The organism is Peribacillus simplex (assembly GCF_001542915.1).
Taxonomy (GTDB): Bacteria; Bacillota; Bacilli; order Bacillales; family DSM-1321; genus Peribacillus; species Peribacillus simplex_B.
Map to the genome: position 1 here is coordinate 1 of NZ_LNNH01000002.1, position 24444 is coordinate 24444.

Consider the following 24444-nt stretch of genomic DNA (forward strand, 5'->3'; position numbering starts at 1 on the left):
AAGAGCCCAAATCTCGTAACCTTTGGTCAAAATTTCAAAGGAATTTCAAAAGGGGTTCGGAATTTTTTAATTCCGAACCCCTTTTGTCTACAAACTGAGAGGAGTGGCTTTAAGCCATTCCTTTTTTTGACTGTAAGTAAACTCCCAGGAGTTTGCCCATTCTCGTAATGTCCGTTGCTTTCCACTCTAAGCAATGGCTTTGGAAGACCTGCGCCTTCAATTCCATTCTTTTGTTTGTGAATAGGTTCTAAGGAAATTGATTGCGGCGTTCCCGTTAATATCTGGTAATATGAAATGGTCAAATATTAAAGGTGGATGTGTTGGTGATTTTATGGGAACGGGGCTAGAGATAAGGCCTTTCAGGGAAAAAGATCTTGCAGCGCTGAACGATTATTGTTTGCCTTTGGAACAAGCAATTTATACATCGCTGCCCTTGAAAGTCATTGAAGACTTCAGGCGGGATACGTATAATCTTCCGAAGATGATCTGGTTGAATGATGATTTGGTAGGGTGTTTTGCCCTATATACCGATAAGGCGGGAAATCAATATACAAGAAATGAGAACGCCATTCTCCTTAAATCATTCTCCTTGGATTCACGCCACCAGAAAAAGGGGCTGGCATTCGTTGCTTTGAAAAAATTGCCGGAGTTAATAAAACGAGAGCATCCGGATAAAAATGAGATCATTCTCACGGTGCACCATACGAATGTTCCAGCAATAAACTTATACGTGAAAGCCGGTTTCGTTGATAAGGGCAACAGATTTACCGGGGAAGCCGGCGAGGAATGGGTTTTCCATTATGTTCTTGAATAAAGCAGCTTTCGTTCCTTTCCGTAATATATAGAGGATTGTCCTGAGTATCTTTCCTGTTCGAATCCTTACAATCCATCAAAAGAACTGTGGACTAACCAGATTTCTAGCGAAGGTTTGTCCACAGTCAGTATTATATTCAAATCACCAAAATCCCATAGATTTCTTCAGACGGTATATGGATAAACGAGGAAAGCTTCGAAGAGATATCATGAACATAAATCCCGCAGTCCAGTAATACGTTCGTATGTTTTGTTAATAAAATCGGTATATGTCTACTTTCACTTTGGCCGATAACCATCATTTGATTATTAACTGCTAAACCGCGAGTATACCCAAGACATTTAAAAATTTCTTCTTCATTCCTCTTTACCAGGAATTCACCTGAAACACAATAATACAGATTATGATCATGATGTAAAACACTGTGAGGTTGAAATAATTTATCATGACATATTTTAACCACTTTTCTTTCCTCTAAAGAGTATTCCAGAATCACACCTCTGGGGATTGTTTTATGAGGGAAATAGCTTGCGAAGGAGGTCAATTTTTTCTTTGGAGGATTCGAGAACATGGATACATATAACGTTTCATTCACTATATACAAATCGTTGACGTGGGAAACATCGTCATTTTCCGGTGAAAATCTAATTTCATCGATTCTTTCCAAGTCATTTTTTAAACTATAAATACCAATTGAGTTAGTTTTAGTTTCAACAATATAAGCTTTGTCGTTGTCTATGGCGATGCCATGTAAATCTAAGTCTGTAGATAAAGGTTTATTTTTTATTACCTTTAAGTTTTCATCCAAAATAAAGATTCCATGCAAATTTGAGATTACGACAAAAGAGCTGCCGTATTTTGTAATACCTGTGCATCCAACGTCTAACACCTTTTTCATTTCATATTGTTGATGTTTTATATCGACTAAATAAAGACCGCCTTTATGATTGCAGCATGAAATCAACAATTTACAATCGTCTATGGGTATCATGTAAGGTTGCCCCTCCTTGATGGGATAATTCCTTTTTCATATAGTATGATTTTTTTTCGTTATGGTTTGGACTAGCTAGTAGGATAATAGTGGATGTTGCTGCTGATTTATAAAATCTGTTCATTTTAAGAGGATTTTCCTTTTATTTCCCTGAATATCGATTCCGTTCCAATCAGCGGCAGGATAATTCTCTGAAGAAATAGAATATATGTAGAGTTGAATGATGCGGATCAAAAAAGCGCTGGTTGTGGATGGGCCCTAAACGGAGACTTTTAGAAGATGCTATATAAAACGGATAAACACAACAGGGAATTGCATATGAATTGAAGCTTTATGGCGTGCGTCCCAGTTAAGTTCATTGCCATTCTACAGGAAGTATGGCTTTACTGGTTCACCTAATATTAAGGGGGAAGAAATGATGGAGGAGACTGTGCAAAAAGCGATTCAAGATGAATATCCCGACGATTTTGCCTGGTGTTATGGATGTGGCCGATTAAATGAAAAAGGCCATCATTTTCGGACAGGCTGGCATGGCGAGCATACAAGGACGATATATCGGCCGCTTCCGGAGCATATGGCCATTCCCGGGTTTGTATACGGTGGCGTGATTGCCTCGCTAATTGACTGTCATGGAACTGGTTCGGCTGCTTTGGCACTGCATCGAAAAAACGGCCATGATATAGGAGACGGGACCGAGCCTCCAAGGTTTGTGACAGCTTCACTGAATGTGGAGTTCGTAAGGCCAACCCCGAACGATGTCCGATTAATGGCCGTTGGCACCATTCATGAGATACACCCGAAGAAGTGGAGAATCGAAACCGAAGTATTTGCACATGATACAATTTGCGCTCGCGGAGAGGTTGTGGCAGTCGTAATGCCAAGCACTTTTACAACTAAAGGGTAGCGCAAGGGGAAGCCTTACGATTCACGCATGAAGGCTTATATATGGAAGGATAGGGGACCGTCCAACTTTTTGGACGGTTATTTAGTGTATGTAAGTGCTCATTTCAAGCCGGTCAAGGTTCAAATGTTACCTGTTACCGGAAAATGGAAACTAACTTTTCGATTTCTCAATATACTTTAACTATAAGCTAAAGGGAGGCACCACATATGAAGATAAAGGTAGAGATAGATGAGGAGGTCAAGGCGATAGAAGTGCTTATCCGCAACAATGCTTGGAATGAGGAATTGGAGCAATTGATGGAGCGCTTAAAAGAAAGGAAAAGGCCGTATTTTGTTGGGAGGAAGGAAGACATGCAGCATGTATTCCGGACGGAGGAAATCATCTGCTTGTTCACGGAACAGGATTCGATTATGGTACGGACAAAACAAGGGACTTTCGAAATGAGAGAGAGATTATACGAGCTTGAAAGGGAACTTCCAAGTAACCAGTTTGTGAGGTTGTCCAAGTCAGTGATTGCCAACTTAGATGAGTTAAGCAGATTCGAGGCGTCCTTCAATGGAACATTATGTGTATATTTTCGGTCAGGGGAGAAGGAATATGTTTCACGGCACTACGTTCAAGGAATCAAGAAAGCATTTCAATGGAAAAGGAAGGGATTATGATGAAAACACTATTGATCCGGAGCTTTGTTGGGATTTGCTTTGGAGCGCTTGTGATGGTGCTGATATGTTTTGGCGTCATCGGCTTTGGAGGGGTCGATGCTTTGGACAGTGACCTCTTTGTGAAAAATGCGATAGGCTGTCTATTATGTGGCTGGTTTTTCAGCACGGCAACCATCATTTTCGAGGTCGAAAAATGGAGCTTATTATTTCAGACCATCCTGCACTTCTTCACTGTCACCGTACTTTATTTCCTGCTCTCCTTTTTTGTCGGATGGATTCCCTTCTCTTTTAAAGGATTAATGACTGGAATAGCGATTTTCCTGCCTTTCTATGGGATCATCTGGATTATTTTTTATCTTTATTTCCGCCATCAAGTGAAAATGCTGAATGATGGATTGGATGAGAGAGGGAAATGAAGGAGAGACCAAAATTTAGATAAACCAAGGTGAGCCACTTTTTCAGCGGCTCACCTTGGTTTGAAATGTTTCACGGTACCTTTTCGTTCCATAGTCGGTGATAAATCGTAATATTCTAAATATTTAATGTCAACGCTTACAAAACGTATTGACGGATGAAAAGTCAGGTGATATTCTAATTATAGAAATATTTGGTTAGTTTACTAAACTAATTAAAAAAAGGTTGCGTTTGATTGTAAGGGCTTTCAAAGAAGGGGATGGCAAGGTGCTTTATTAGGTTACACCATACATGATTATTTCTTCCAAGAAAAAAAACCTGATGAATCAGTAATTTCTATTGGTATGGGGGGATGGAGATGGGTCAATTAGAAAGGTTGGAGTCCGTTGGCAAAGATGCTGCGATCGGGGAAGTCAGAAAATTCGGAATGCGTGATAAGGTCGGCTATTTATTCGGGGATTTTGGAAATGATTTTTTCTTTATCTTGGTAAGCTCCTTTTTAATGGTTTATTATACTGATATTTTTCATATCAGTGCTGCAACGGTAGGAATCCTTTTTTTGATAGCGCGGCTATGGGATGCGGTTGCTGATGTTACCTGGGGCCGTTTCATTGATACAAGAAAGCCAAGCAGGCATGGGAAATTCAAACCTTGGATTTTCCGGATGTCCTTCCCTTTAGTCGTATCCGGAGTATTGATGTTCGTGAAAATCCCAGGCATGTCAGATGGTTTTTATATGGCTTGGGCCTTTGTCACCTACATTGTGTGGGGAACTTTGTATAGCACGGTTAACATTCCATATGGCTCAATGGCTTCGGTCATTACAAGCGACCCTGTCGAGCGAACATCATTATCCACTTTCAGGACTATGGGCGCGATGCTCGCCAGTTTAATCATAAACGTAGCGGGACCATTGATTCTTTTCGTGGATAATAAGGCAGAACCCAACCGTTTTCTGCTTGGAGCCATCATTTTTGGCATTCTTTCCATCACTTGTTATATGGCCTGTTATAAATTATCGACTGAACGGTTCAGTGCCCCCATTAATCAAGTGCAAAAAACTTCTTTAAAGAAGTCCGTAAAAGGAATAGTCAAAAACGGTCCTTTATTGTCCATCCTTTGTGCATCTTTGATTTTCATGATCTGTACGATGCTGATAGGAGCGATTAACGTTTACTTATTTAAAGATTATTTCAGCAATGCTTGGGCCCTGAGCATTATCGGCTTCGTTCAAACCGCTGCCGTATTCCTGGCCATGCCGATAGCAAAACCATGCGTGGCAAAGTTCGGTAAAAAAGAAACGGCGTCCATGGGAATGCTGCTTGCGGGAGTAGTATATGGTCTTTTGTACTTCTTGCCGAACCTATCCGCTATGCAATTCATCATCATATCTGCGATAGGGATGTTTGGCTTTGGATTCTTTAATATCGTGGTGTGGGCATTTGTAACGGATGTAATCGACTATCATGAATATTTGACGGGGCTTCGCGAAGATGGAACGGTCTATTCGATCTATTCTTTCGCTCGTAAAGTAGGGCAGGCAATTGCAGGAGGAATTGGCGGTTTTGCAATAGCAATGGTCGGTTACGATGCAACACGCGAAGCACAAACACAGCAAGCACTTGATGGAATCCATGCATTGGCAACATTGGCTCCCTCGGTGATTTATATCGTCGTTTTCTTGATATTGGCCTTCCTTTATCCATTGAACAAAAAAAGGACCCTTCAATTGGCTGAAGACTTGGCTGAGAGAAGAAGCGGTATGGAATAATGAAAAACTCCCCTTTCTGGCAACATCGAAAGGGGAGTTTTTTTTCAGGACTTATTCTGCTGACTGATTTCGTAAGATAGATTCAGGATCGGAACATCAAGGAATTTTTTAATCGCCAAGGCACATGCACCCATGACACAGGATTTTTTACCCATTGCCGATAAAGTGATTTCACGGTAATGGCTAATGGAGGAGGTAAGATTATTGCTGATTTTGGTTATGGAATCAGGATATATTCGCAGCAGCTCGCTGTCCAATACGAGGACATCGGGATTATACATATTGATGAGGTTGTTAATGCCAATCGATATATAGTAAATGAAACGGTCCATAACCTTATGTACCGCTGCATCGCCTTCATCAATCATCCTTTGAATATGCTCATATGTTAAGTTGGGTATTTTTTTTTCTTCAGATAAATATTCAAATATACTCGATTCCGAAGCATACTTCTCCCAGCAGCCTTTATTGCCGCAATTGCACGGTTTGCCGTCCGGAACAACGATCATATGGCCGATTTCCCCAGCGAATCCATCATGTCCGCGAAAAAAATCATCCTTCATCATCATTCCAAGGCCAATTCCGGAATGAAATGTTGTGCTGAGCAGATTGTTCGCTTCATGATGCACGAATATCCGCTCGGCAAAAGCACTTAAATTAGCATTGTTTTCTAGATGGACATCCATTTGACATTCCGTTTCAATCGCACTTTTCAAATCGATATCATGCCATTTGAAGCGCGGGACATAGTGAATGATTTCATCTTTTCCTACAAGGCCGTGAATGGCAATGACGACCCCGACGATGCCATAGCGACTGTCAGCATAGGTCGCTTTGAGCTGCTTAATCGTTTCAATTACCACTTGGAGAACCTCCGAATAGTCCGTCGTCGATAATTCTTGGATGGAGGAGGTGATACAATTCCCCAGCAGATCGCTTAAAGTGAAGGAAATCCGCCCATAATCAATGTCGATCCCGAGAGCATATCCTGCTTGGCCGTTTAAGGAGAGCATGATGGGTTTTCGGCCGACGCCGGTATATTCCAGTTGTGTTTCCACGATTAAGTCTTCTTCCAATAAGTCTGCAACCTGTGCTGAGATGGTGGCCCTTGTTAAATCCGTAGCCTTGGACAAATCGGCCCTTGATATCATGCCTTCCTTTATTATTTCCTTAATAATCAATGCGCGATTGATCTTTTTGATATATGCTGCATCACCGGTTATCATAAAAATCCTCCCATTTTGGCAACAACTTTTTGGATATATGACCATTATAACAGTTTCGGGATCGTCATTTAGGATTTGATTTTTGCACACAGAAAGAGTTAATTGACGGAAAAGTGAAAAAATGATAAATTATTCATATATTTAATTAGTTTAGTAAACGAATTAAATGAGTTGCGTGAAGTTCCTGAGTTGCTAAATGAAAGGGCTTACAGATTGAATGGTACTTAAACTTTTATGAATGGATCAGGAGGGAAATATATGAAAGCCTTTTTGGATGAACATTTCTTGTTAAATACGGACACTGCCATTGAATTGTACAAAAATGCCGGTGTGGATTTGCCAATTTTTGATTTTCACTGTCACCTGTCCCCACAAGAGGTGTGGGAAAATAAACCGTATGAAAGCATTACGCAATTGTGGCTGGGTGGCGACCATTATAAATGGCGGGCGATGCGCATGCAAGGCATTGGCGAGCGATATATTACTGGTGATTGCAGCGATTGGGAGAAGTTTGCCGCATGGGCGGAAACGATGCCTCACTTAATAGGCAATCCTCTGTATCATTGGGCGCATATGGAGTTGAGAATGTTTTTTGGCATCGAAAAAATCCTGAGTCCAAAAACTGCACGTGAAATTTATGATGAGTGTAATGACAAGCTTTCCAGGCAAGAGTTCAGGCCCAGATCATTTATCGAAAAATCGAACGTTACATTTATCGGGACGACGGATGATCCTGTCTCGGAGCTTGAATTTCATCAGTCGTTGAATGAGGATGATTCCTTTCATATAACCATTGCTCCAACTTTCCGTCCTGATGGAGCGCTATTCGTGGAACGTCCTGATTTTAATAGCTGGATTAAAAAACTGGAAAAAGTAACGAGCATTGAAGTGAATTCAATAGAAAAGCTAATAAATGCGCTTAAGCATCGGGTCAACTATTTTCATGAAAACGGTGGGAGGGGATCGGATCATGATATTCAGAAAATGGTATATGTAGATTCCACTAAAGAAGAAGCGGATATCATCCTGAAGAAGCGGTTGAATGGCCAGCAGCTATCAACGGAAGAGCTGGATGCTTACCGATCCTTCTTAATGAAGGAGCTCGGGAAAATGTATGCCCAAAAGCAGTGGGTCATGCAGCTGCATATGGGGGCGATGAGGAATAACAACACGAAGATGAAAGAACGGGTTGGCACCGACAGCGGGTTCGACTCGATCGGCGAGGCCAATTTGGCGGAAGGATTATCCCGTTTTCTTGATGCACTTGATCAAGAGGAGGCACTGCCAAGAACCGTATTATTCAACTTAAACCCAAAAGATAATCCGATTCTTGCAGGAATGGTCGGGAACTTCTGTGAAGAAGGGATTGCCGGAAAGGTACAATTTGGGTCAGGCTGGTGGTTTAATGACCACATAGATGGAATGGAGAAACAAATGAAGGAACTGGCGAATGTCGGACTCCTGAGCCATTTTATTGGTATGCTGACTGATTCCCGAAGCTTCCTTTCTTATGCCCGCCATGATTATTTCCGTAGGATTCTTTGCAACATCCTAGGAGATTGGACGGAGCAAGGACTGATGCCGGATGATAAAGAGCTGCGTGAACAAATGGTCAGGAATATCGGTTATTACAATGCCGAAAACTATTTTACGAAACGGTAAAAACATAGCGATGTTTTTCCTCTTTGTTGGATTATTTAATTGATCGCGGGAGTTTAAGAATACTGTTTTTTATGATAAAGGAGTGTTGGAAATGTTATACCCAATCGTAACCGAGACGAGAAACCTCATCGACCTTAATGGAGTTTGGAACTTTAAATTGGATCCGGGCTTCCATGAAGATTGGAAAGACGAAAAATTATTGGGTACAATGACGATGGCCGTCCCTGCTTCCTTCAATGATGTAGGAGTTACAAGTGAAATCCGTAATCACGTTGGCTGGGTCTGGTATGAACGTGAATTTACCTTACCGGTCTCCCTTGCGTCGGAGCGTATTATAGTAAGATTCGGTTCGGCAACACATGTTGCAAAGGTATATGTAAATGGAGAGCTGGCAATTGAACATAAAGGCGGATTCCTCCCGTTTGAAGCAGAAATCAATCCCTTTTTAACCCCTGGGAAAAACCGGCTGACGGTCGCCGTAAACAATGTTGTCGACCATACCACATTGCCGGTCGGAACTTATTCGGAAAAAGAAGTTGCTGGCATTGGAAAAGTAATCCGCAATATGCCTAATTTCGACTTTTTCAACTACGCTGGGCTGCAACGTCCGGTAAAGATCTATACAACACCTCGCACGTACATTAAAGATGTAACGATAGTGACAGAATTGAGTGGAGAAATAAGCTATACAGTAAAGACAGCAGGGAAATCGGAGATTAATGTCAGCGTGATGGATGAGTCAGGTGAAGTTGTTGGCACGGCAGCTGGTGCCTCAAATGCAATCATGGTCAAGGATGCGAAGCTTTGGGAGCCGTTGAATGCCTATTTATATACGTTGAATATAGAACTATCCGAAGATGGAGAAATGGTCGATCAATATGAACAGCCCTTTGGGATCAGGACAGTTGAGGTGCAAAATGGGAAATTCCTCATCAACGACAAGCCCTTTTATTTTAAAGGCTTTGGTAAGCATGAAGATACACCGATCCATGGCAGGGGGTTCAATGAAGCAGGAAATGTAATGGATTTCAAGCTAATGAAATGGTTGGGCGCCAATTCATTCCGGACCTCCCATTATCCTTATTCTGAAGAATTGATGCGTCTTGCCGACCGTGAAGGCATCGTTGTCATTGATGAATCGACGGCCGTTGGTGTCCATTTGAACTTTATGGCAGTACTGAACGGACAAACAAATAAGAAGAGCACATGGCAGGCAATCAAAACGTTTGAGCATCATCAAGACGTTATGAGAGAGCTGATAGAACGCGATAAGAATCATCCTTCAGTCGTGATGTGGAGTATCGCGAATGAACCTGCTTCAGAGGAAGAGGGGGCATATGAATATTTTAAACCGTTAGTCGACTTAACGAAGGAGTTGGACCCGCAAAGAAGGCCAGTTACAATCGTTACTCATCTAGGTGCAACGCCAAAAACCGACAAAGTTGCTGACTTGATTGATGTCCTTGCATTGAATCGCTATTACGGCTGGTATATTGACGGCGGGGACCTTGATTCGGCAAAAGCGAAGCTGCGTGAGGAATTTGAAGGCTGGAATGAAAGATGTCCCGAAAAGCCAATTATGATGACGGAGTATGGAGCGGATACAGTGGCCGGTTTCCATGATGTAGATCCGGTCATGTTCACCGAAGAATACCAAGTGGAATATTTAAAAGCCAATCATGAAGTTTTTGATGAATTCAATAATTTTATCGGCGAACAAGTTTGGAACTTCGCGGACTTCGCAACGAGTCAAGGGATCATGCGTGTCCAAGGCAATAAAAAAGGAGTCTTTACCCGAGAGCGAAAACCGAAGCATGCTGCTCATGAGTTACGCAGGCGCTGGACGGAAATTCCTGATTTCCACTATAAGAAATAAGGTGGGTGCACTTCCGGAGTTGTCTGGGAAATAAGGGCGAAACAAGTGTTGAAGCAGGCTTTAAAAGTGAATTCGAAAGCATCAGGATATTCCCTGGTGCTTTTGTGCAAGAATGATAGCATTTGCCTGATAATATTTTGCAAAAAGCAATATCAGTCAAAAATAAAGAATTATTCAGCCTTTTAGGAGAATGCTTTTTTAATAGGGCTCCGATAAAATAAACGTAAGGAAAATAATGAATTGATAGCGCTTACTTTACGAGGTGTTTAGTGTAATGAATGATCATCTACCATCTTTTTATCCAGGCCAGCCTATGGGGGATTGGATCAATTCCTTTTACCGAGTGCATGGGGTGGAGGCACACCCATTCAACTTTCACTCACATCATGAGTATGAGATTTACTTTTTTCATTCAGGGGATTGCCGGTATTTAATCAACAACCGGATCTATGATTTACAGCCGGGGGATATCATTCTTTTGGATGGCATGACCTTGCATAAACCTAATCCGCAGCCAGGAAGTACTTACATAAGAAGCATGATTCACTTTTCACCAATTTGGCTGCAGGAGTTGTTGGTTATCCTGGGAACCCCAAATTTGCTTGATCCCTTTCAGAAGCTTAACAATTGCTTGCTGCGGACAGGTTATGATGAAGCCGGGATTTGTGTGGACGAAGGATTAAAGAGGATCAGCGGCCTTATTGCTAATCAAGAGGCAGAACTGCAGCAAAAAGGGAAAAAAAGTAACACGAGTGAAGCGGAAATAAAACTGGAACTTGTTCAATTACTGGTGAAAATCTATAAAATGAGCCATAAAGAATTAGCTCAGCATTCCAACAAAAGGACCGAAAAGGAGCATCATGCTGAGGGAATTGCCTCTTGGATCAATGATCACTATACCGAAAAAGTAAGTTTGGATCGACTGGCCAATGAAATGAATCTTAGTAAGTATTACGCATCCCACGTTTTCAAGGAAGTAACTGGGTTTACCGTCATGGAATATGTGATGGGCTGCCGGTTTAACCAGGTGAAGTATTTGCTGGAAATGGAACCTGACCAAACGCTTGGGGAGATCTCCCAGGCAACGGGTTTTGAAAGTATTGCTCACTTCAGCAGGTTTTTTAAGGGAAAATCTGGCGTGACGCCATCTCAATATCGTAAAAATAGACTGAACATTGGGATATCTTAAGGGGGAGGGGGAAATCTAAATGAATCCAAATCTATTGATATCAGGATTTTCCGATGAAATTTCATCGGATTTTGATATACAGCTTGAAACGGTTGCAAAGCTTGGAATGAAGTATATTTCTTTACGTGGCATTGACGGGAGAAACATAGGGGATTTTTCAATCGAAGACATAAGAAGCACGGTACTTCCTAGACTCCAAAAAGCAGGCATAGGTGTATCTTCCATCGGATCGCCAATCGGAAAGATCTTTATAAATGATGAAGCCGGTTTTTTGGAACATAGGCGGATGCTGGAGGTTATTTGTCAAATAAGCACCCTGCTAGACTGCAAATATATCCGCGTTTTCAGTTTTTATATTCCAAACGGGGAGGAGCCTGACCGATTTGGAGAAGATGTGGTAAGGAAATTGAAAGAATTCACGGCCATAGCCGAAAAATACGATGTTATTTTATTGCATGAAAATGAGAAGGATATCTACGGAGATATCGGCCGAAGATGCGCGGAAATATTGGAAAAGGTAGATTCGGAAAATTTTAAGGCGATTTTTGATTTTGCCAACTTTGTCCAGTGTGGTGAAAACACCCAGGATTGCTACAACTTGCTGAAGGATGATGTGATGTATATCCATATCAAGGATGCCGTCACAAAAAGGAATCAAAATGTTTTGTGCGGAATGGGAGATGGAAGAATACCGGAAATCCTTTCTCAATTGATAGATGAAGGCTACAAAGGTTTCTTGACCCTTGAGCCGCATCTTGCTCGGTTTGATTCATTAAAGGATCTGGAGCTGGAAGACGCTATGTGGTTTATCGAGAATAAAGGGCTTGATGGAAAAAGCGGCTATAAGCTTCAATACGAGGCACTCTTAAAGATTCTAGGGAAAATTGATAATGAGGAGAGATTGGCATGGAAAAAGTGAGATTGGGGATAGTTGGGCTAGGTGCGCAAGGCGGGCTATATGCAGGATTTCTGGCTGATGGAAAAGTGGAAAACATGGTGATCGGGGCGATTTGTGATATTGACCCTGCTAAGAAGGAATTGGCCGCAGAAAAATATCCAGACGTCCCTTTTTATGAGGATTACAGGGATATGCTCGATAGCGGAGATATGGATGCGGTCGTTACTTGTGTGCCACATTATCTGCATCCGGAAATAGGTGTGGAAGCATTGAAGAGGGAGATTCATGCTTTGGTCGAAAAGCCCGCTGGCGTATATACAAAGCAGGTAAGGGAGCTCAATGATTATGCAGCCCAAAAACCGCATTTAACATTCGGTATCGTGTTCAATCAACGGATGAATCCACTGTATCAAAAGGTGAAGGAAATCATCGATAATGGGGAGATTGGCCAAATACGCCGAACAAATTGGATGATCACGACCTGGTGGAGGCCACAGGGATACTACGATTCAAGTGCATGGAGGGCAACGTGGGGTGAAGAGGGCGGCGGTGTTCTCGTGAATCAGGCACCACATCAGCTTGACTTGCTTCAATGGATATGCGGAATACCCAAAAAGGTATACTCCAATGTGAAATATGGATATCAGCGGAATATTGCAGTCGAGGATGAAGTCACGGCTCTTCTTGATTACGGGAATGGGGCCACGGGTGTGTTCATTACCTGCACCCATGATGTGATTGGCACAGATCGGTTTGAAATAGTAGGAGATAAAGGAAAAATCGTTGTCGATGACAGCAAGAAAGTGACGATCAAAAGACTTTCGAAGCCAGAATCGGAATTGAGTGACAGCATGAGCATGCAGGATGTCATGAAAATATTCATGGGCGGCAATCAATCTGATATTTACAGTGAGGAAGTGCTGGAATTCGAAAGTGTATGGGGGGCACAGCATATAGCCGTATTGGAAAACTTCGCTGCAGCGGTATTGGAAGGGACCCCGATACTTGCTCCTGGCAGTGACGGTATTCATGGAGTTACCTTAGCGAATGCGATTCATCTATCAAGCTGGTTGGATAAAGAAATCGAAATCCCATTCGATGAAGAACTATTCTTGCTGGAATTGAAAAAGCGAATTGAGGAAGAAAAGAATGCGCCTGTCACATCGTAATGTGATTAAATCCAGAAATATTCACTGGTAAAGAAATCTGTTAGAGGGGGAGATTGGAGTATGTTGAAAACGGCAGTTATCGGGCTCGGAGATATTTCTCCCATACACATTCTTGCCATACAAGCAAACCCAATGGTTGAGCTGTGCGCTGTTTGCGATATCGATGAAGCCTTAAGGGATTCTGTACCTGGTGCTAAATTTTATGAATATTACCAAGAGATGATTGAAACGGAGGCAATCGATTGTGTCCACCTTTGTCTGCCTCACCATCTTCATTATCCTGTGGCGAAATATTGTATGGAACAAGGGGTGCATGTATTTCAGGAAAAACCTTTGGGCTTGAACACCGAAGAAGGACTAACACTTGTGAAGCTAGAGGAAAAACATAAGAATGTAAGGTTGTGTGTATGTTTACAGAACCGCTTCAATGAATCTTTTAAAAAGCTTCAAAAATTGCTGGACAGCGGCATCTACGGCAAGGTGCTTGGCGTGAAGGGAATAGTAACCTGGAGCAGGCCGCCATCCTATTATGAGGTGAAGCCATGGCGCGGAAAACTGGACCAAGCCGGAGGAGGGGTCATGATCAATCAAGCCCTTCATACACTGGATTTGATGCAGCTGATTGGTGGGAAAATGGTTTCAATAAAAGGGGAGGTTTCCAGACTGCTGGATTATGAGATTGAAGTGGAAGATACAGCCATAGCAAATATTACGTTCGACAGCGGGGCGCGGGGGCTGTTTTTCGCTACGATCGCGAATGCGGACAATGATAGTGTGGAGTTACAGGTGCTTTTGGAGAAGGGAAAACTCACCATTAAAGACAGTATTCTCTTTAGTGTGGATGAAATGGGAAATAAGGAAAGATTGGCGGAAGACGCGAAGCTTCCCGGATCGAAGTTCTATTATGGTGCCAGCCATGCCAAATTAATTGATGCCTTCTATGAAAGCATTTTATCTGACACGCAAGCTTACGTTCATGCCTGGGAAGCCGTTCCATCGCTCAAAATGATTGAAGCGATTCGAAAATCATCGCAAATGAAAAAAGCGATATTCATGGAGGGACAATATAATGGGAAAAGCTAAAATCGGTGTGCAAATGATGATGCTTAAAGGGAAGGTCGAGGAATTGGGCGTCTATGAAACGATGAGAAAAATCAAGGAGCTCGATTTTCATGCTGTTGAAGTTTCACAAATTCCGATGACTGCTGAAAATGTTGCCGAGTTAAAAAGGGCCAGCCAAGATTTCGATATAGAAATTGCCGCTCTATCAGCCGCGTTAGAGCCGATGCTGCCAGGAATGGCAGGGGAAACACTAACGGATGATTTCGAGAAAATCGTAAGCGATTGCAAAACGTTGGATTGCAGTTTTTTACGAATTGGCATGCTTCCTTTTACGACTATAGGCGATAAAGATAAAATCCTTAGTTTCGTAAAAAAAGCGGACGAAGCAGCGGAAAGATTGGCCGAGCATAAGATAGAGCTGTATTATCATAATCACCATATAGAATTCCAAAAATACGATGGTGAATATTTATTGGATATCATCAAGGATAATACGCGCAGGATAGGCTTTGAATTGGACGTCCACTGGATTCAAAGGGGCGGACTGGATCCGGTTGCGGTAATCAATAAATTCGAGGGAAGAATCGCTTTAATTCATTTAAAGGACTATCGCATCGGTCAATTGGATATGAGCGGTTTTAAAAACGATTTTGACCAAGACAAGTTTTTTCAAGCCTTCAACAACGTAATTCAATTCGCAGAGCTTGGTGAAGGAAGTCTTGATCTCAAAGCGATCATCGAAGCCGGCTTGAACAGCGGTTCACAGTACTTTCTCATTGAGCAAGATGACTTATACGGCCGAGATCCATTCGATTGCCTCAAAACCTCTGCAGATCACTTAAGGAGCCTAGGTTATTCTGACTGGTTTTGATCCGATAAGAAAAGCGATTGGCACTGGCCGTAGATTATCAATGGAATCAAGGATTACGGGTAAATTAATCAAGGTATCGAGAGTTGATTTGCTCCCCAATGATTTCCTTGCAGGATAGGAGAAGCGGAATGACAAATTTATTCGATTTAACTGGAAAAACCGCCGTTGCGATTGGCGGAAATAGCGTATTGGGTTCTGCCATTTCTCAAGGACTTGCTGCACAGGGTGCTAAGGTAGCGATAGTCGGACGAAATCTTGACAAAGCAAAAGAAGTTGTTAAGGAAATTGAAAACGGCGGCGGAAGCGCAAAGGCTTTTCAGGCTGATGTATGCTCCCGTGAATCTTTATTGGAAGCGGCAGATCAAATTCAACGGTGGTCCGGCGGCTGGGATATCCTTCTGAATGCGCCTGGGAAAAATAGTTCAACACCGTTCTTTGAACTGGAAATGGATGAATGGGACGATATTATGGATGTCAACTTGAAGGGTATCGTGTTAACCTGCCAGATCTTTGCGAAGAAAATGATCGATCAGGAAAGACGAGGCAGTATCATCAATATTTCTTCCGTTTCTTCCACGACGCCCTTATCAAAGGTATTTACATATTCCGTTTCAAAGGCAGGGCTTAACAGCGTGACACAGTTTTTGTCGCGGGAATTCGCCCCGAACGGCATCCGTGTCAATGCAATCATCCCCGGTTTCTTTCCTGCAGAACAAAATAGAAAAATCTTGAGCGCTGAAAGGATTGAGTCGATCATGGAGCATACGCCAATGAATCGTTTTGGCACTCCGGAGGAATTGCAAGGTGCTGCCGTGTGGCTCGCCTCTGAAAAAGCATCGAGCTTTGTCACTGGGACACTTATTCGAGTGGACGGTGGATTTGGCAGTATGACAATTTGAGAGATATAACAAGAACGACAAGAGGTAAAGCGACCAGGGCTTTACCTCTTTATTATGCGTACGTACCACTCCAATGATTTTGACCTTTTCTTTCTCTCCATCCGATAATCCTCTTTCATTCGCTTATAGATAATCATTTCCTCAGTGGTGACCTTCAGATGTTTACCATAGTTCTATTTGTGTTTGTGAGTTCCAGGATGTTTTGTATAAAATACCCTTTTGTGAAGAAACATAGAAAAAAGGAGTTTGAGCGACCTGCAAAAAATGGGGGTAACCAGCTTGATTCGTAATGTGGGCAAATTATTGGATAAAAGAAAACAAAAAAAACCGGATATACGACAACCTGATCAAGATTCGAAGCCTGCGGATCGGTTAGATGCGAATTTCAGCCGAAACGTAGAGACATTTCGTTCCATTTATGATAATTGTTCGGATGTCATGTTCCGCCAGTTCCTACTTTTTGGTAAGACACAGGCCATGCTTATCTACATTGAGGGACTTTCGGATATTGGGGGAATTGAAGAAAATGTACTTTCCCCGCTCATGCAGGAAACGAACGTTGCTACACAGCCATTACATGAATTCCTTGAACATAAAATGCCCGTTTCCAAATTGAAAAGAGTGAATACGCTAGCGGATTGCATTGAATCGATTTCGACTGAAAATCCGCTCCTTTTATATGATGGTGAAGGTTACGGATTTTCGATAGGATTGTCCAAATGGGAAAAGAGGGCAATTGAGGAACCCGTCGCGGAAGGTGGAATCAGGGGTTCGCGGGAGGGGTTCAATGAATCGCTCGGCATCAATACGTCACAGCTAAGAAGGATCATAAAAAGCCCTGCACTTAAAATACGGTCCATGAAAATAGGCGATTACACCAAAACGACGGTCGCGATTGCTTATGTCGATGGATTGGTGGATCAATCCTTGATCACTGAAATTACAGCTCGTTTGGAACGAATCAAGATGGATGGCATCTTAGAGAGCGGGTACATCGAGGAAATGATTGAGGACAATCCATTTTCCCCTTTTCCGCAAATCATGTCGACAGAACGTCCGGATGTCGCCAGTTCATCCCTGTTGGAGGGCCGTGCCCTCATTCTTGTCGATGGGACTCCGTTCACGTTGATTGCCCCGGTATCCTTCTTTTCATTGATTCAATCCCAGGAGGATTATTATCAACGATTCATGGTAGGAACTGTCATTAGATGGCTACGCTATGTGTTCATGGTTTTATCTCTTTTACTGCCTTCCTTGTACGTCGCAATACTGACTTTCCATGCAGAAGCGGTGCCGACAGCATTATTGCTAAGCATGGCAGCATCAAGGGAAGCGGTTCCGTTTCCTGCCATAGTGGAAGCGCTCATTATGGAAATAACGTTTGAGGCATTAAGGGAGGCAGGTGTCCGTTTGCCCAAGCAGATAGGGTCAGCTGTAAGTATCGTTGGAGCTCTTGTCATTGGACAAGCTTCCGTTCAAGCGGGGTTGGTATCAGCACCAATGGTCATTGTCGTGGCCATTACGGGAATCTCTTCTTTCATGATGCCGCGCTATATTGCGGGAATCGCCATCAGGATGCTGCGGTTTCCAATGATGCTGCTTGCAGGAACGTTAGGGCTGCTTGGTATCATGATGGGAATCATTGCCATTGCCATTCATCTATGCAATCTCCGTTCTTTCGGGGTTCCTTACTTATCCCCGCTAGCCCCGATGAAAAGCCGGGAGCTGAAAGATGTGCTGTGGAGGGCTCCTTGGTGGATGATGGATTCACGGCCGCGGCTAACGGGTGAAGCCAACTCTTACCGCCAGTCTCCTGAACAGGGACCAAAACCAAACAGGGGAAGTGAAGAAAAGTGAAAAAGGAGAGGGGACGAATTACGGTAAGAGAGAAAGCGAAAAGACGTAAATCCATAAGTATCCATCTTCTCTTCATGATGGCGATCCCTTTGATGACCGGCTGTTGGGATCGAGTTGAAATCAATGATTTGGCGATTGTCACTGCCGCCTCCATCGATAAAAAGGATGATGATTCCATTGAGCTGTCAATCCAGGTTTTCATCCCTAAATCCATAAGTAGCGGAGGAGGAGAAGGAGGACCAAGTCAAGGCGGTGGCCGGGCAACTACCTTGGTGAAATCTGATGTAGGATCCAATCTGTCGGAAGCCTTGTCCAAGCTTCAAGGAAAGATACCCAGAAAGGTATTCTGGGGACATTGTAAAGTTTTTGTATTCGGGGAACGGTTGGCGAAGGAGGGAATTCAGGAGCAACTGGATTTTTTACTGCGCCATCCTCAGCCGCGTGAACGAGCGAATGTGTTTGTCAGCAAGGGGAGAGGGAAGTCCATCTTGGAATCGCTGCCGCCTTTGGAAAATTATTCGGGAGAAGTGATCAAGGAATTATCGGATTTACATTTGGGCTTGCGTGTCACACTGCATAAGCTGGATGAGATGTTAACAAGCAAATCTCAAGCGGTTGCCCTCCCTTTCATAAAAATTTTACCGCCAGCGAAAGGGGAAGCGAAATTACAGGGCATTCCATATATCTTTGGTACAGCGTTGTTTAAAAAAGATAAAATGACTGGGACGATGACCGCTAAGGACACAACGGGATTATTGTGGTTAAAGGATGAAATGAAATCATATACAGTGACTTTAAGCCCTGAAGGCATAAAAGGGCAGATATCCATTAATCCGATATCTGCCCAGGTAAGCGTCATTCCGCAAATAGTAAACGGCAATTGGAAGACGTCCGTGAAGATCGATACAGAAGGGACGGTTATACAAAATGGGACAAAACTAAACCTTTCCGTTCCGGAATCACTGAAGGTCGTTGAACGAGCTTATCAGAAAGATATTGAAAAGCGGATCAGGCTAGCTTTTCTGCACCTCCAGGGTAATGGGGATGACGTCATAGGGTTAGCGAAGGAATTTTATCGGAAATACCCAAAGCAATTTAGTGAAGCTGAACGTAACTGGAAAGAAATTTTTAAAGAAATGAAAGTGGAAGTCGATGTTACTGCCCATATCCGCAGACAGGGTTATATTAACAAACCGGCTGGATTGGCAGAGAGTGAGGTGAAGGATAGGTGAAATGGGCGGCTTTTTTAAGTACAGCTTTCATTATTATACTGATCATTTTATATGAATGGCCCAGAATGAAACAAAAACCTGTTAAAGAAAAGCTGGCATTAATTTCCCTGCTGCTTATCGGCTTGCTCCTATCCATGTTCAACCTTCAGGAGATGGCTGGGCCGACTTCTTGGATTGAAGCTTTGTTCAGGCCGCTTGGAGAGTTCATGGAAAGGTAAGGGCTGGGATGATGGATTTGATTTCCTGAACGGAAAGGAGAGACCCATGGAAAAAGGTAAAATATCTTCTCTTCAAATGGCTTTCATGTTGTATCCAACCATTGTTGCAACGGCCATTCTAGGTATCCCGAGCGTAACAGCGAAATTTGCGAATACCGATTTTTGGATTTCTCCGATATTTGCATCATTCATAGGATATTTGACTGTATATCTTGCCGTAAAGCTCCACATGCTTTATCCTGGACAAACGATTATCCAATACAGCGAGCAAATCATTGGACGGTGGATCGGGAAAATCGTCGGCTTTTTATTTCTGTCATTCTATATACAAGTTACGGGACTTATCGTCAGGGAGTACGCAGAATTTGTCGTGGACTCCTTTCTGATCAATACACCGATCATCGTGGTCATGGCCTCGATGGTCCTGCTTTGTGCCTTTGTCGTGCATGGCGGTTTAGAAGGTTTGGGGAGGGCCGCTCTATTATTTATCCCTGTATTCTTAATACCTCAAATGATCTTGTTCATTTTGGTGTTTCCAGATCTTGAGTTTGAAAATATTTTCCCTGTGCTGGCAAAAGGGGTGATGCCGCCTCTCAAAGGTTCGATTGTCCCAGGCGGCTGGTATACTGAATTTTTCCTTATCTCCTTTCTCCTGCCCTTTTTGGTGGATAAGAAAAAAGGGATGAGATATGGCATGATGACCGTTTTTGCAGTAATGGCCACATTAGTGATCGTAAACCTTATTGTCCTTTTCGTTCTTGGAGCAACCACACCGTCCAAGGTATACCCATTGATGAACGTGGCTAGGTACATTAGCTTCGCTGATTTTTTCGAGCATATGGAGTCGTTCATCATGGCCATTTGGGTTGTCGGTGCATTCGTGAAAATATCCGTGTTTTTTTATGCTACGGCCCTAGGTACCGCTCAGTGGCTGAACCTTTCCGATTATCGACCCATTATCTGGCCATTGGGGATACTCATTGTGATTACGGGCTTCTGGTCCATATCCAACTCAATGGACCTGGAGCGTTATAATGTCAATGCGTTCCCATTTTATGGAGCTTTGATTCAAACGCTCATACCGCTGCTATTATTGCTGATAGCTATCATCGGCAACAAAAATAAAAAAAGTAAGAAAAGCAATTCAAGCTAACTTTCAGGAATGGATCCTTGAAACGATGGAGGTCCTACATGAAAGTGAATATTAACCAGTACCGGCTAATTGGCCAGGGTAAAAAGGTTGTATCTATAAGGTAAAACAAAGCTGAACGGAGCGTATATGAGTCCCCCGCAGGCGTGCCTTTCGTTACAATCGATGGACAAATTGTACAAGCAAAAAAATGTAGACACACTCGATGAAAATCGAGTGTGTCTACATTTTGAAACGCCTGCGTATCCGTACGCAAGCGTTTTTTAGATAGATTGACTATCCGTTGCGCATCAGTGAACTTTATTGCTTCTGCTCCATGCGATTTAAACAAAATTCCAAATCATTCTGCAAATGCTCTTTCATTAACTGCTCTGCTGCGTCTCCGTTATGATGAAGGATGGCCTGGTAGATTTCTTGGTGTTCCTCAATCAAAAACGGGCGTTTGTGGTAGACAACCGTTTTCCGGAACAAATAGATAATGGACCTCATCCTGTCAATTATATCGATCATCATCGGATTGTTAGTAGCTCCTATAATAATCTCATGAAATTGATTGTTCGCTGACATGACTACTTCCGGAGTCCCCGTGCTGCCAATATCCACACACTCTTTCAATTTCACAAGAGCTTCTTCGGTCATGTAACTGGCACAATGGCGCGCTGCGAATCCTTCCAGTAATATACGCACTTGAAATATGTGACGAAGGTCCATATCACTGGGGTTCACGACACGTTTTTGCTTAATGAGCCCTTCCTGTTCCAGCTTACGAATGGATTCACGCACCGGCGTCCGGCTAATCCCAATTTCTTCTGCCAGTCTTTCTTCGACGAGCTTCGTACCGCGTTCCAATTCTCCGTTCAAAATCCGGTCTCTTATATATTCATAAGCTTGTACATAGGCATGACCGTTTTCCTTTTTTACCAATTCAATCGTCTCCCGAATCATGATTTATTCTTATCTTAAAGTATAAGTATAAGCATGATTATTTAAAAGTGTAATTTTTGTATACATTAAATTAAAAATTGTATACAAAATATTAAAAAGTGTGTACAATCTAAAGTGAAGTTGTGAAAACGCTTTATAAATCAAAATTAGGACATGCACTCGAAAAAGGTCCTTTCATAGCAGTACAGGTTAATTTGGGCACGGTAACAATACCAGCTAAACGAAAGCGAATAAGGAGGAAATGAAATTGGGTAAAAAAATTGGATTTATTGGATTAGGCATCATGGGAAAACCAATGTCATCCAACTTATTAAAAGCAGGTTATGAAGTAACGGTTAATGATCTTAATATACAAACAGTAGAAGAACTTGTTGAGGCAGGTGCGAAAGCAGGAACACCAATGGAAATGGGTGAAACATGTGACGTCATCATCACGATGCTGCCTGCGTCACAGCATGTGAAACAAGTCGTGCTTGGCGAGCATGGAATTTTGAAAACGGCTGCAAAAGGGACGGTAATCATAGATATGAGCTCCATCTCACCGGTCATATCGGTCGAAATTGCAAATGAAGCGGCTAAACAGGGTGTTGACATGATGGATGCTCCGGTTAGCGGCGGTGAGCCGAAAGCGATTGATGGGACATTGGCCATTATGGTCGGAGGAAAAGAAAGCGTATTCGAATCAGTTATTGATATTCTCCATTCCGTAGGTACGGATGTTACGTTGGTTGGCAAGAATGGCAGCGGTGTCACGGCGAAGCTGGCAAATCAAGTTATTGTCAACTTAAACATTGCGGCGATGTCCGAAGCACTTGTTCTTGCAGCAAAAGCGGGAATTGATGTGGAAAAAATGTATCAGGCCATTCGCGGCGGTCTCGCTGGAAGCGCTGTACTCGATGCAAAAGTGCCTCTAATCTTGGACAGAAACTTCGTAGCTGGAGGAAGGATCGATATTAATTTAAAGGACATCACGAATGTAATGGAAACAGCACATGAAATCGGGGTTCCCCTTCCGCTGTCTAGCCAGCTGCTGGAAATCTTCCATGCACTTAAAGTGGATGGAAAAGCCGGGGATGATCACGGAGGCATCGTGCAGTATTATGAAAAACTGGCAAACGTCGAAGTTAGGAGGGTGTAAATTGACTATCAATCATTCAAGCAATCTAACCGCAAAAGCTACATTTGCCAGCCTGCCGGCAGTTCCCGATGAACGGGCTGTTAATGAACTGCTCGCTGACGAATTGCTGGATTTCAATAAAAAAATTATCGTCCTGGATGATGATCCAACAGGTGTTCAAACGGTTCACGGTATATCCGTTTATACGGATTGGTCAGCTGAAAGTATTGAATTGGGATTCGCCGAGAGGAATTCGATGTTTTTCGTTTTGACCAATTCAAGGGGGTTTACAGCAGCGGAAACCGAACGGGCACATAAGGAAATAGCGAAGGTCATCCAGGAAACAGCGGAGAAGCAGAACAAAGAATTCATCATCATCAGTCGCGGGGATTCTACACTTCGTGGTCATTATCCTCTTGAAACGGAAGTATTGAAAAATACGGTTGAAGCACATTCAGACATGAAGTTTAATGGAGAAGTCATCATGCCCTTTTTCAAAGAAGGCGGCCGTTTCACGATCAATAACAATCATTACGTGCAGGATGAAGATGCGTTAGTGCCGGCTGGTGAAACCGAATTCGCGAAGGATCGGACATTCGGTTTCAAAGCATCACATCTTGGTGACTGGGCAGAAGAAAAGTCGAACGGGATATTTAAAGCGGATGATGCTGTATACCTGTCTCTAGAAAGTATCCGTGATCTTGATTTTGATGGATTGGTCAGTCAGTTAATGGCAGTTGAAGATTTCAATAAAGTCATTGTTAATGCGGTTGAATATGTGGATGCAAAAGTGGTTGTGATTGCATTGATCCGAGCTATAAAGGCAGGCAAACAGTTCTTGTTCCGGAGTGCAGCGGCGTTAACAAAAATCATCGGGGGGATAGATGATAAACCCCTGCTAACGAAAGAAGAGCTAATGAAAGAAGATTCCGGTCACGGCGGTCTTATCATGATTGGCTCACATGTGAAAAAAACAACGGAACAGTTTGAAGCTCTTCAAACCTGTGATTTCATCGAGTTCATTGAATTCGATGTCCACCTCGTCCTGCATCCAAATAAGTTTGAGGCGGAAATTCAACGGGTCATTGAAGCGAGCGAGCAACTCATACGTAAAGGAAAAACGGTCACCGTATATACGAAGCGGGAGCGCCTCGACCTTGGGGAGAACAAAAAAGAAGAAGAATTGAAACTATCCGTGAAGATATCCGATGCAGTGACAAGCATAGTCAAGCAGCTTGAAGTACGTCCAAGCTTTATTATTGCCAAAGGCGGCATCACGTCAAGTGATATAGGGACGAATGGCCTTGGCGTTAAGCGGGCGACGGTAGCTGGTCAGGTAAAGCCTGGAATTCCAGTATGGTTGACAGGAGGCGAAAGCAAGTTTCCGGGAATGGCTTATGTGATTTTTCCTGGGAATGTTGGATCAAAAGCAACCTTAAAAGAAGTGGCAGAACGGATGCATCAATGATCGGAGCGGCATTTTGCCGCTTCGGGGCTAGGTGTAAGCGAATACAATT

At 42.9% G+C, this 24444-nt stretch carries 22 protein-coding genes; 19 read left to right on the forward strand and 3 right to left on the reverse strand.

Features of this window, described 5'->3' with window-relative positions; translation table 11 throughout:
* The first annotated feature begins 289 nt into the window (after positions 1-289).
* Entirely contained in the window at positions 290-814 is a 525-nt protein-coding gene (locus AS888_RS00040; protein WP_260320051.1) for a GNAT family N-acetyltransferase, read from the forward strand.
* Between the two features lie 136 nt (positions 815-950).
* Here AS888_RS00040 and AS888_RS00045 read toward each other — a convergent pair whose 3' ends face one another.
* Entirely contained in the window at positions 951-1805 is an 855-nt protein-coding gene (locus AS888_RS00045) for a DUF4915 domain-containing protein (RefSeq protein WP_061140166.1), read from the reverse strand.
* A gap of 418 nt (positions 1806-2223) precedes the next feature.
* On the opposite strand from AS888_RS00045, the gene AS888_RS00050 reads away from it, so the two are divergent.
* The 4 genes from AS888_RS00050 (at position 2224) to AS888_RS00065 (ending at position 5556) form a co-directional block, all read left to right on the forward strand.
* Complete coding sequence (locus tag AS888_RS00050) at positions 2224-2709, forward strand: PaaI family thioesterase (RefSeq protein WP_061140167.1); 486 nt, start codon at positions 2224-2226, stop codon at positions 2707-2709.
* Positions 2710-2915: 206 nt separating this feature from the next.
* Positions 2916-3371: a LytTR family DNA-binding domain-containing protein gene (locus AS888_RS00055; RefSeq protein ID WP_061140168.1), complete on the forward strand. Its 456-nt coding sequence runs from the start codon at positions 2916-2918 to the stop codon at positions 3369-3371.
* The gene (locus tag AS888_RS00060; RefSeq protein WP_061140169.1) at positions 3371-3787 is read left to right on the forward strand and encodes a DUF3021 domain-containing protein; all 417 of its coding nucleotides are present in this window, start codon (positions 3371-3373) and stop codon (positions 3785-3787) included. The genes AS888_RS00055 and AS888_RS00060 overlap by 1 nt, the downstream gene beginning before the upstream one ends.
* Before the next feature lie 356 nt (positions 3788-4143).
* Complete coding sequence (locus AS888_RS00065) at positions 4144-5556, forward strand: MFS transporter (protein WP_061140170.1); 1413 nt, start codon at positions 4144-4146, stop codon at positions 5554-5556.
* Between the two features lie 44 nt (positions 5557-5600).
* Here the strand turns inward: AS888_RS00065 and AS888_RS00070 are convergent, their stop codons facing one another.
* Positions 5601-6782, reverse strand: coding sequence for an ROK family transcriptional regulator (locus AS888_RS00070; RefSeq protein ID WP_061140171.1), 1182 nt, complete (start codon positions 6780-6782; stop codon positions 5601-5603).
* A gap of 258 nt (positions 6783-7040) precedes the next feature.
* Between AS888_RS00070 and uxaC the strand changes: the two genes are divergently transcribed.
* The 12 genes from uxaC to AS888_RS00130 all read left to right on the forward strand — a co-directional run bounded on the left by uxaC (position 7041) and on the right by AS888_RS00130 (position 20868).
* On the forward strand, positions 7041-8444 hold the full coding sequence (gene uxaC / locus AS888_RS00075; protein WP_061140172.1) for a glucuronate isomerase: 1404 nt from the start codon (positions 7041-7043) through the stop codon (positions 8442-8444).
* A gap of 91 nt (positions 8445-8535) precedes the next feature.
* A complete protein-coding gene (gene uidA, locus AS888_RS00080; RefSeq protein WP_061140173.1) occupies positions 8536-10320 on the forward strand; it encodes a beta-glucuronidase in 1785 nt (594 codons plus the stop codon).
* A gap of 274 nt (positions 10321-10594) precedes the next feature.
* Positions 10595-11509, forward strand: coding sequence for an AraC family transcriptional regulator (locus AS888_RS00085; protein WP_061140174.1), 915 nt, complete (start codon positions 10595-10597; stop codon positions 11507-11509).
* Positions 11510-11528: 19 nt separating this feature from the next.
* Positions 11529-12428 carry a sugar phosphate isomerase/epimerase family protein gene (locus tag AS888_RS00090; RefSeq protein ID WP_061140175.1) on the forward strand — a complete coding sequence of 300 codons (900 nt, stop codon included), beginning with the start codon at positions 11529-11531 and terminating at the stop codon, positions 12426-12428.
* A complete protein-coding gene (locus AS888_RS00095) occupies positions 12416-13576 on the forward strand; it encodes a Gfo/Idh/MocA family protein (RefSeq protein ID WP_061140176.1) in 1161 nt (386 codons plus the stop codon). Before AS888_RS00090 ends, AS888_RS00095 begins: the two co-directional genes overlap by 13 nt.
* A 60-nt stretch (positions 13577-13636) precedes the next feature.
* Positions 13637-14659, forward strand: coding sequence for a Gfo/Idh/MocA family protein (locus AS888_RS00100; RefSeq protein WP_061140177.1), 1023 nt, complete (start codon positions 13637-13639; stop codon positions 14657-14659).
* The gene (locus AS888_RS00105) at positions 14646-15509 is read left to right on the forward strand and encodes a sugar phosphate isomerase/epimerase family protein (RefSeq protein WP_061140178.1); all 864 of its coding nucleotides are present in this window, start codon (positions 14646-14648) and stop codon (positions 15507-15509) included. Before AS888_RS00100 ends, AS888_RS00105 begins: the two co-directional genes overlap by 14 nt.
* A gap of 128 nt (positions 15510-15637) precedes the next feature.
* On the forward strand, positions 15638-16408 hold the full coding sequence (locus AS888_RS00110; RefSeq protein ID WP_061140179.1) for an SDR family oxidoreductase: 771 nt from the start codon (positions 15638-15640) through the stop codon (positions 16406-16408).
* A gap of 264 nt (positions 16409-16672) precedes the next feature.
* A complete protein-coding gene (locus tag AS888_RS00115; RefSeq protein ID WP_081092243.1) occupies positions 16673-18265 on the forward strand; it encodes a spore germination protein in 1593 nt (530 codons plus the stop codon).
* Complete coding sequence (locus AS888_RS00120; protein ID WP_061140180.1) at positions 18262-19497, forward strand: Ger(x)C family spore germination protein; 1236 nt, start codon at positions 18262-18264, stop codon at positions 19495-19497. Before AS888_RS00115 ends, AS888_RS00120 begins: the two co-directional genes overlap by 4 nt.
* A gap of 65 nt (positions 19498-19562) precedes the next feature.
* Positions 19563-19715 (forward strand): hypothetical protein, encoded by a 153-nt coding sequence (locus AS888_RS00125; RefSeq protein ID WP_260320055.1) that lies wholly within the window; start codon positions 19563-19565, stop codon positions 19713-19715.
* A 46-nt stretch (positions 19716-19761) separates the two neighbouring features.
* On the forward strand, positions 19762-20868 hold the full coding sequence (locus AS888_RS00130) for a GerAB/ArcD/ProY family transporter (protein ID WP_061140182.1): 1107 nt from the start codon (positions 19762-19764) through the stop codon (positions 20866-20868).
* A 297-nt stretch (positions 20869-21165) separates the two neighbouring features.
* Here AS888_RS00130 and AS888_RS00135 read toward each other — a convergent pair whose 3' ends face one another.
* Positions 21166-21789 carry a GntR family transcriptional regulator gene (locus AS888_RS00135; protein WP_397250333.1) on the reverse strand — a complete coding sequence of 208 codons (624 nt, stop codon included), beginning with the start codon at positions 21787-21789 and terminating at the stop codon, positions 21166-21168.
* A 268-nt stretch (positions 21790-22057) separates the two neighbouring features.
* On the opposite strand from AS888_RS00135, the gene garR reads away from it, so the two are divergent.
* Together garR and AS888_RS00145 are read left to right on the forward strand one after the other, a co-directional pair.
* Entirely contained in the window at positions 22058-22948 is an 891-nt protein-coding gene (garR, locus tag AS888_RS00140) for a 2-hydroxy-3-oxopropionate reductase (RefSeq protein ID WP_061140184.1), read from the forward strand.
* Between the two features lie 7 nt (positions 22949-22955).
* A complete protein-coding gene (locus AS888_RS00145; RefSeq protein WP_061140229.1) occupies positions 22956-24395 on the forward strand; it encodes a four-carbon acid sugar kinase family protein in 1440 nt (479 codons plus the stop codon).
* Positions 24396-24444 lie beyond the last annotated feature (49 nt).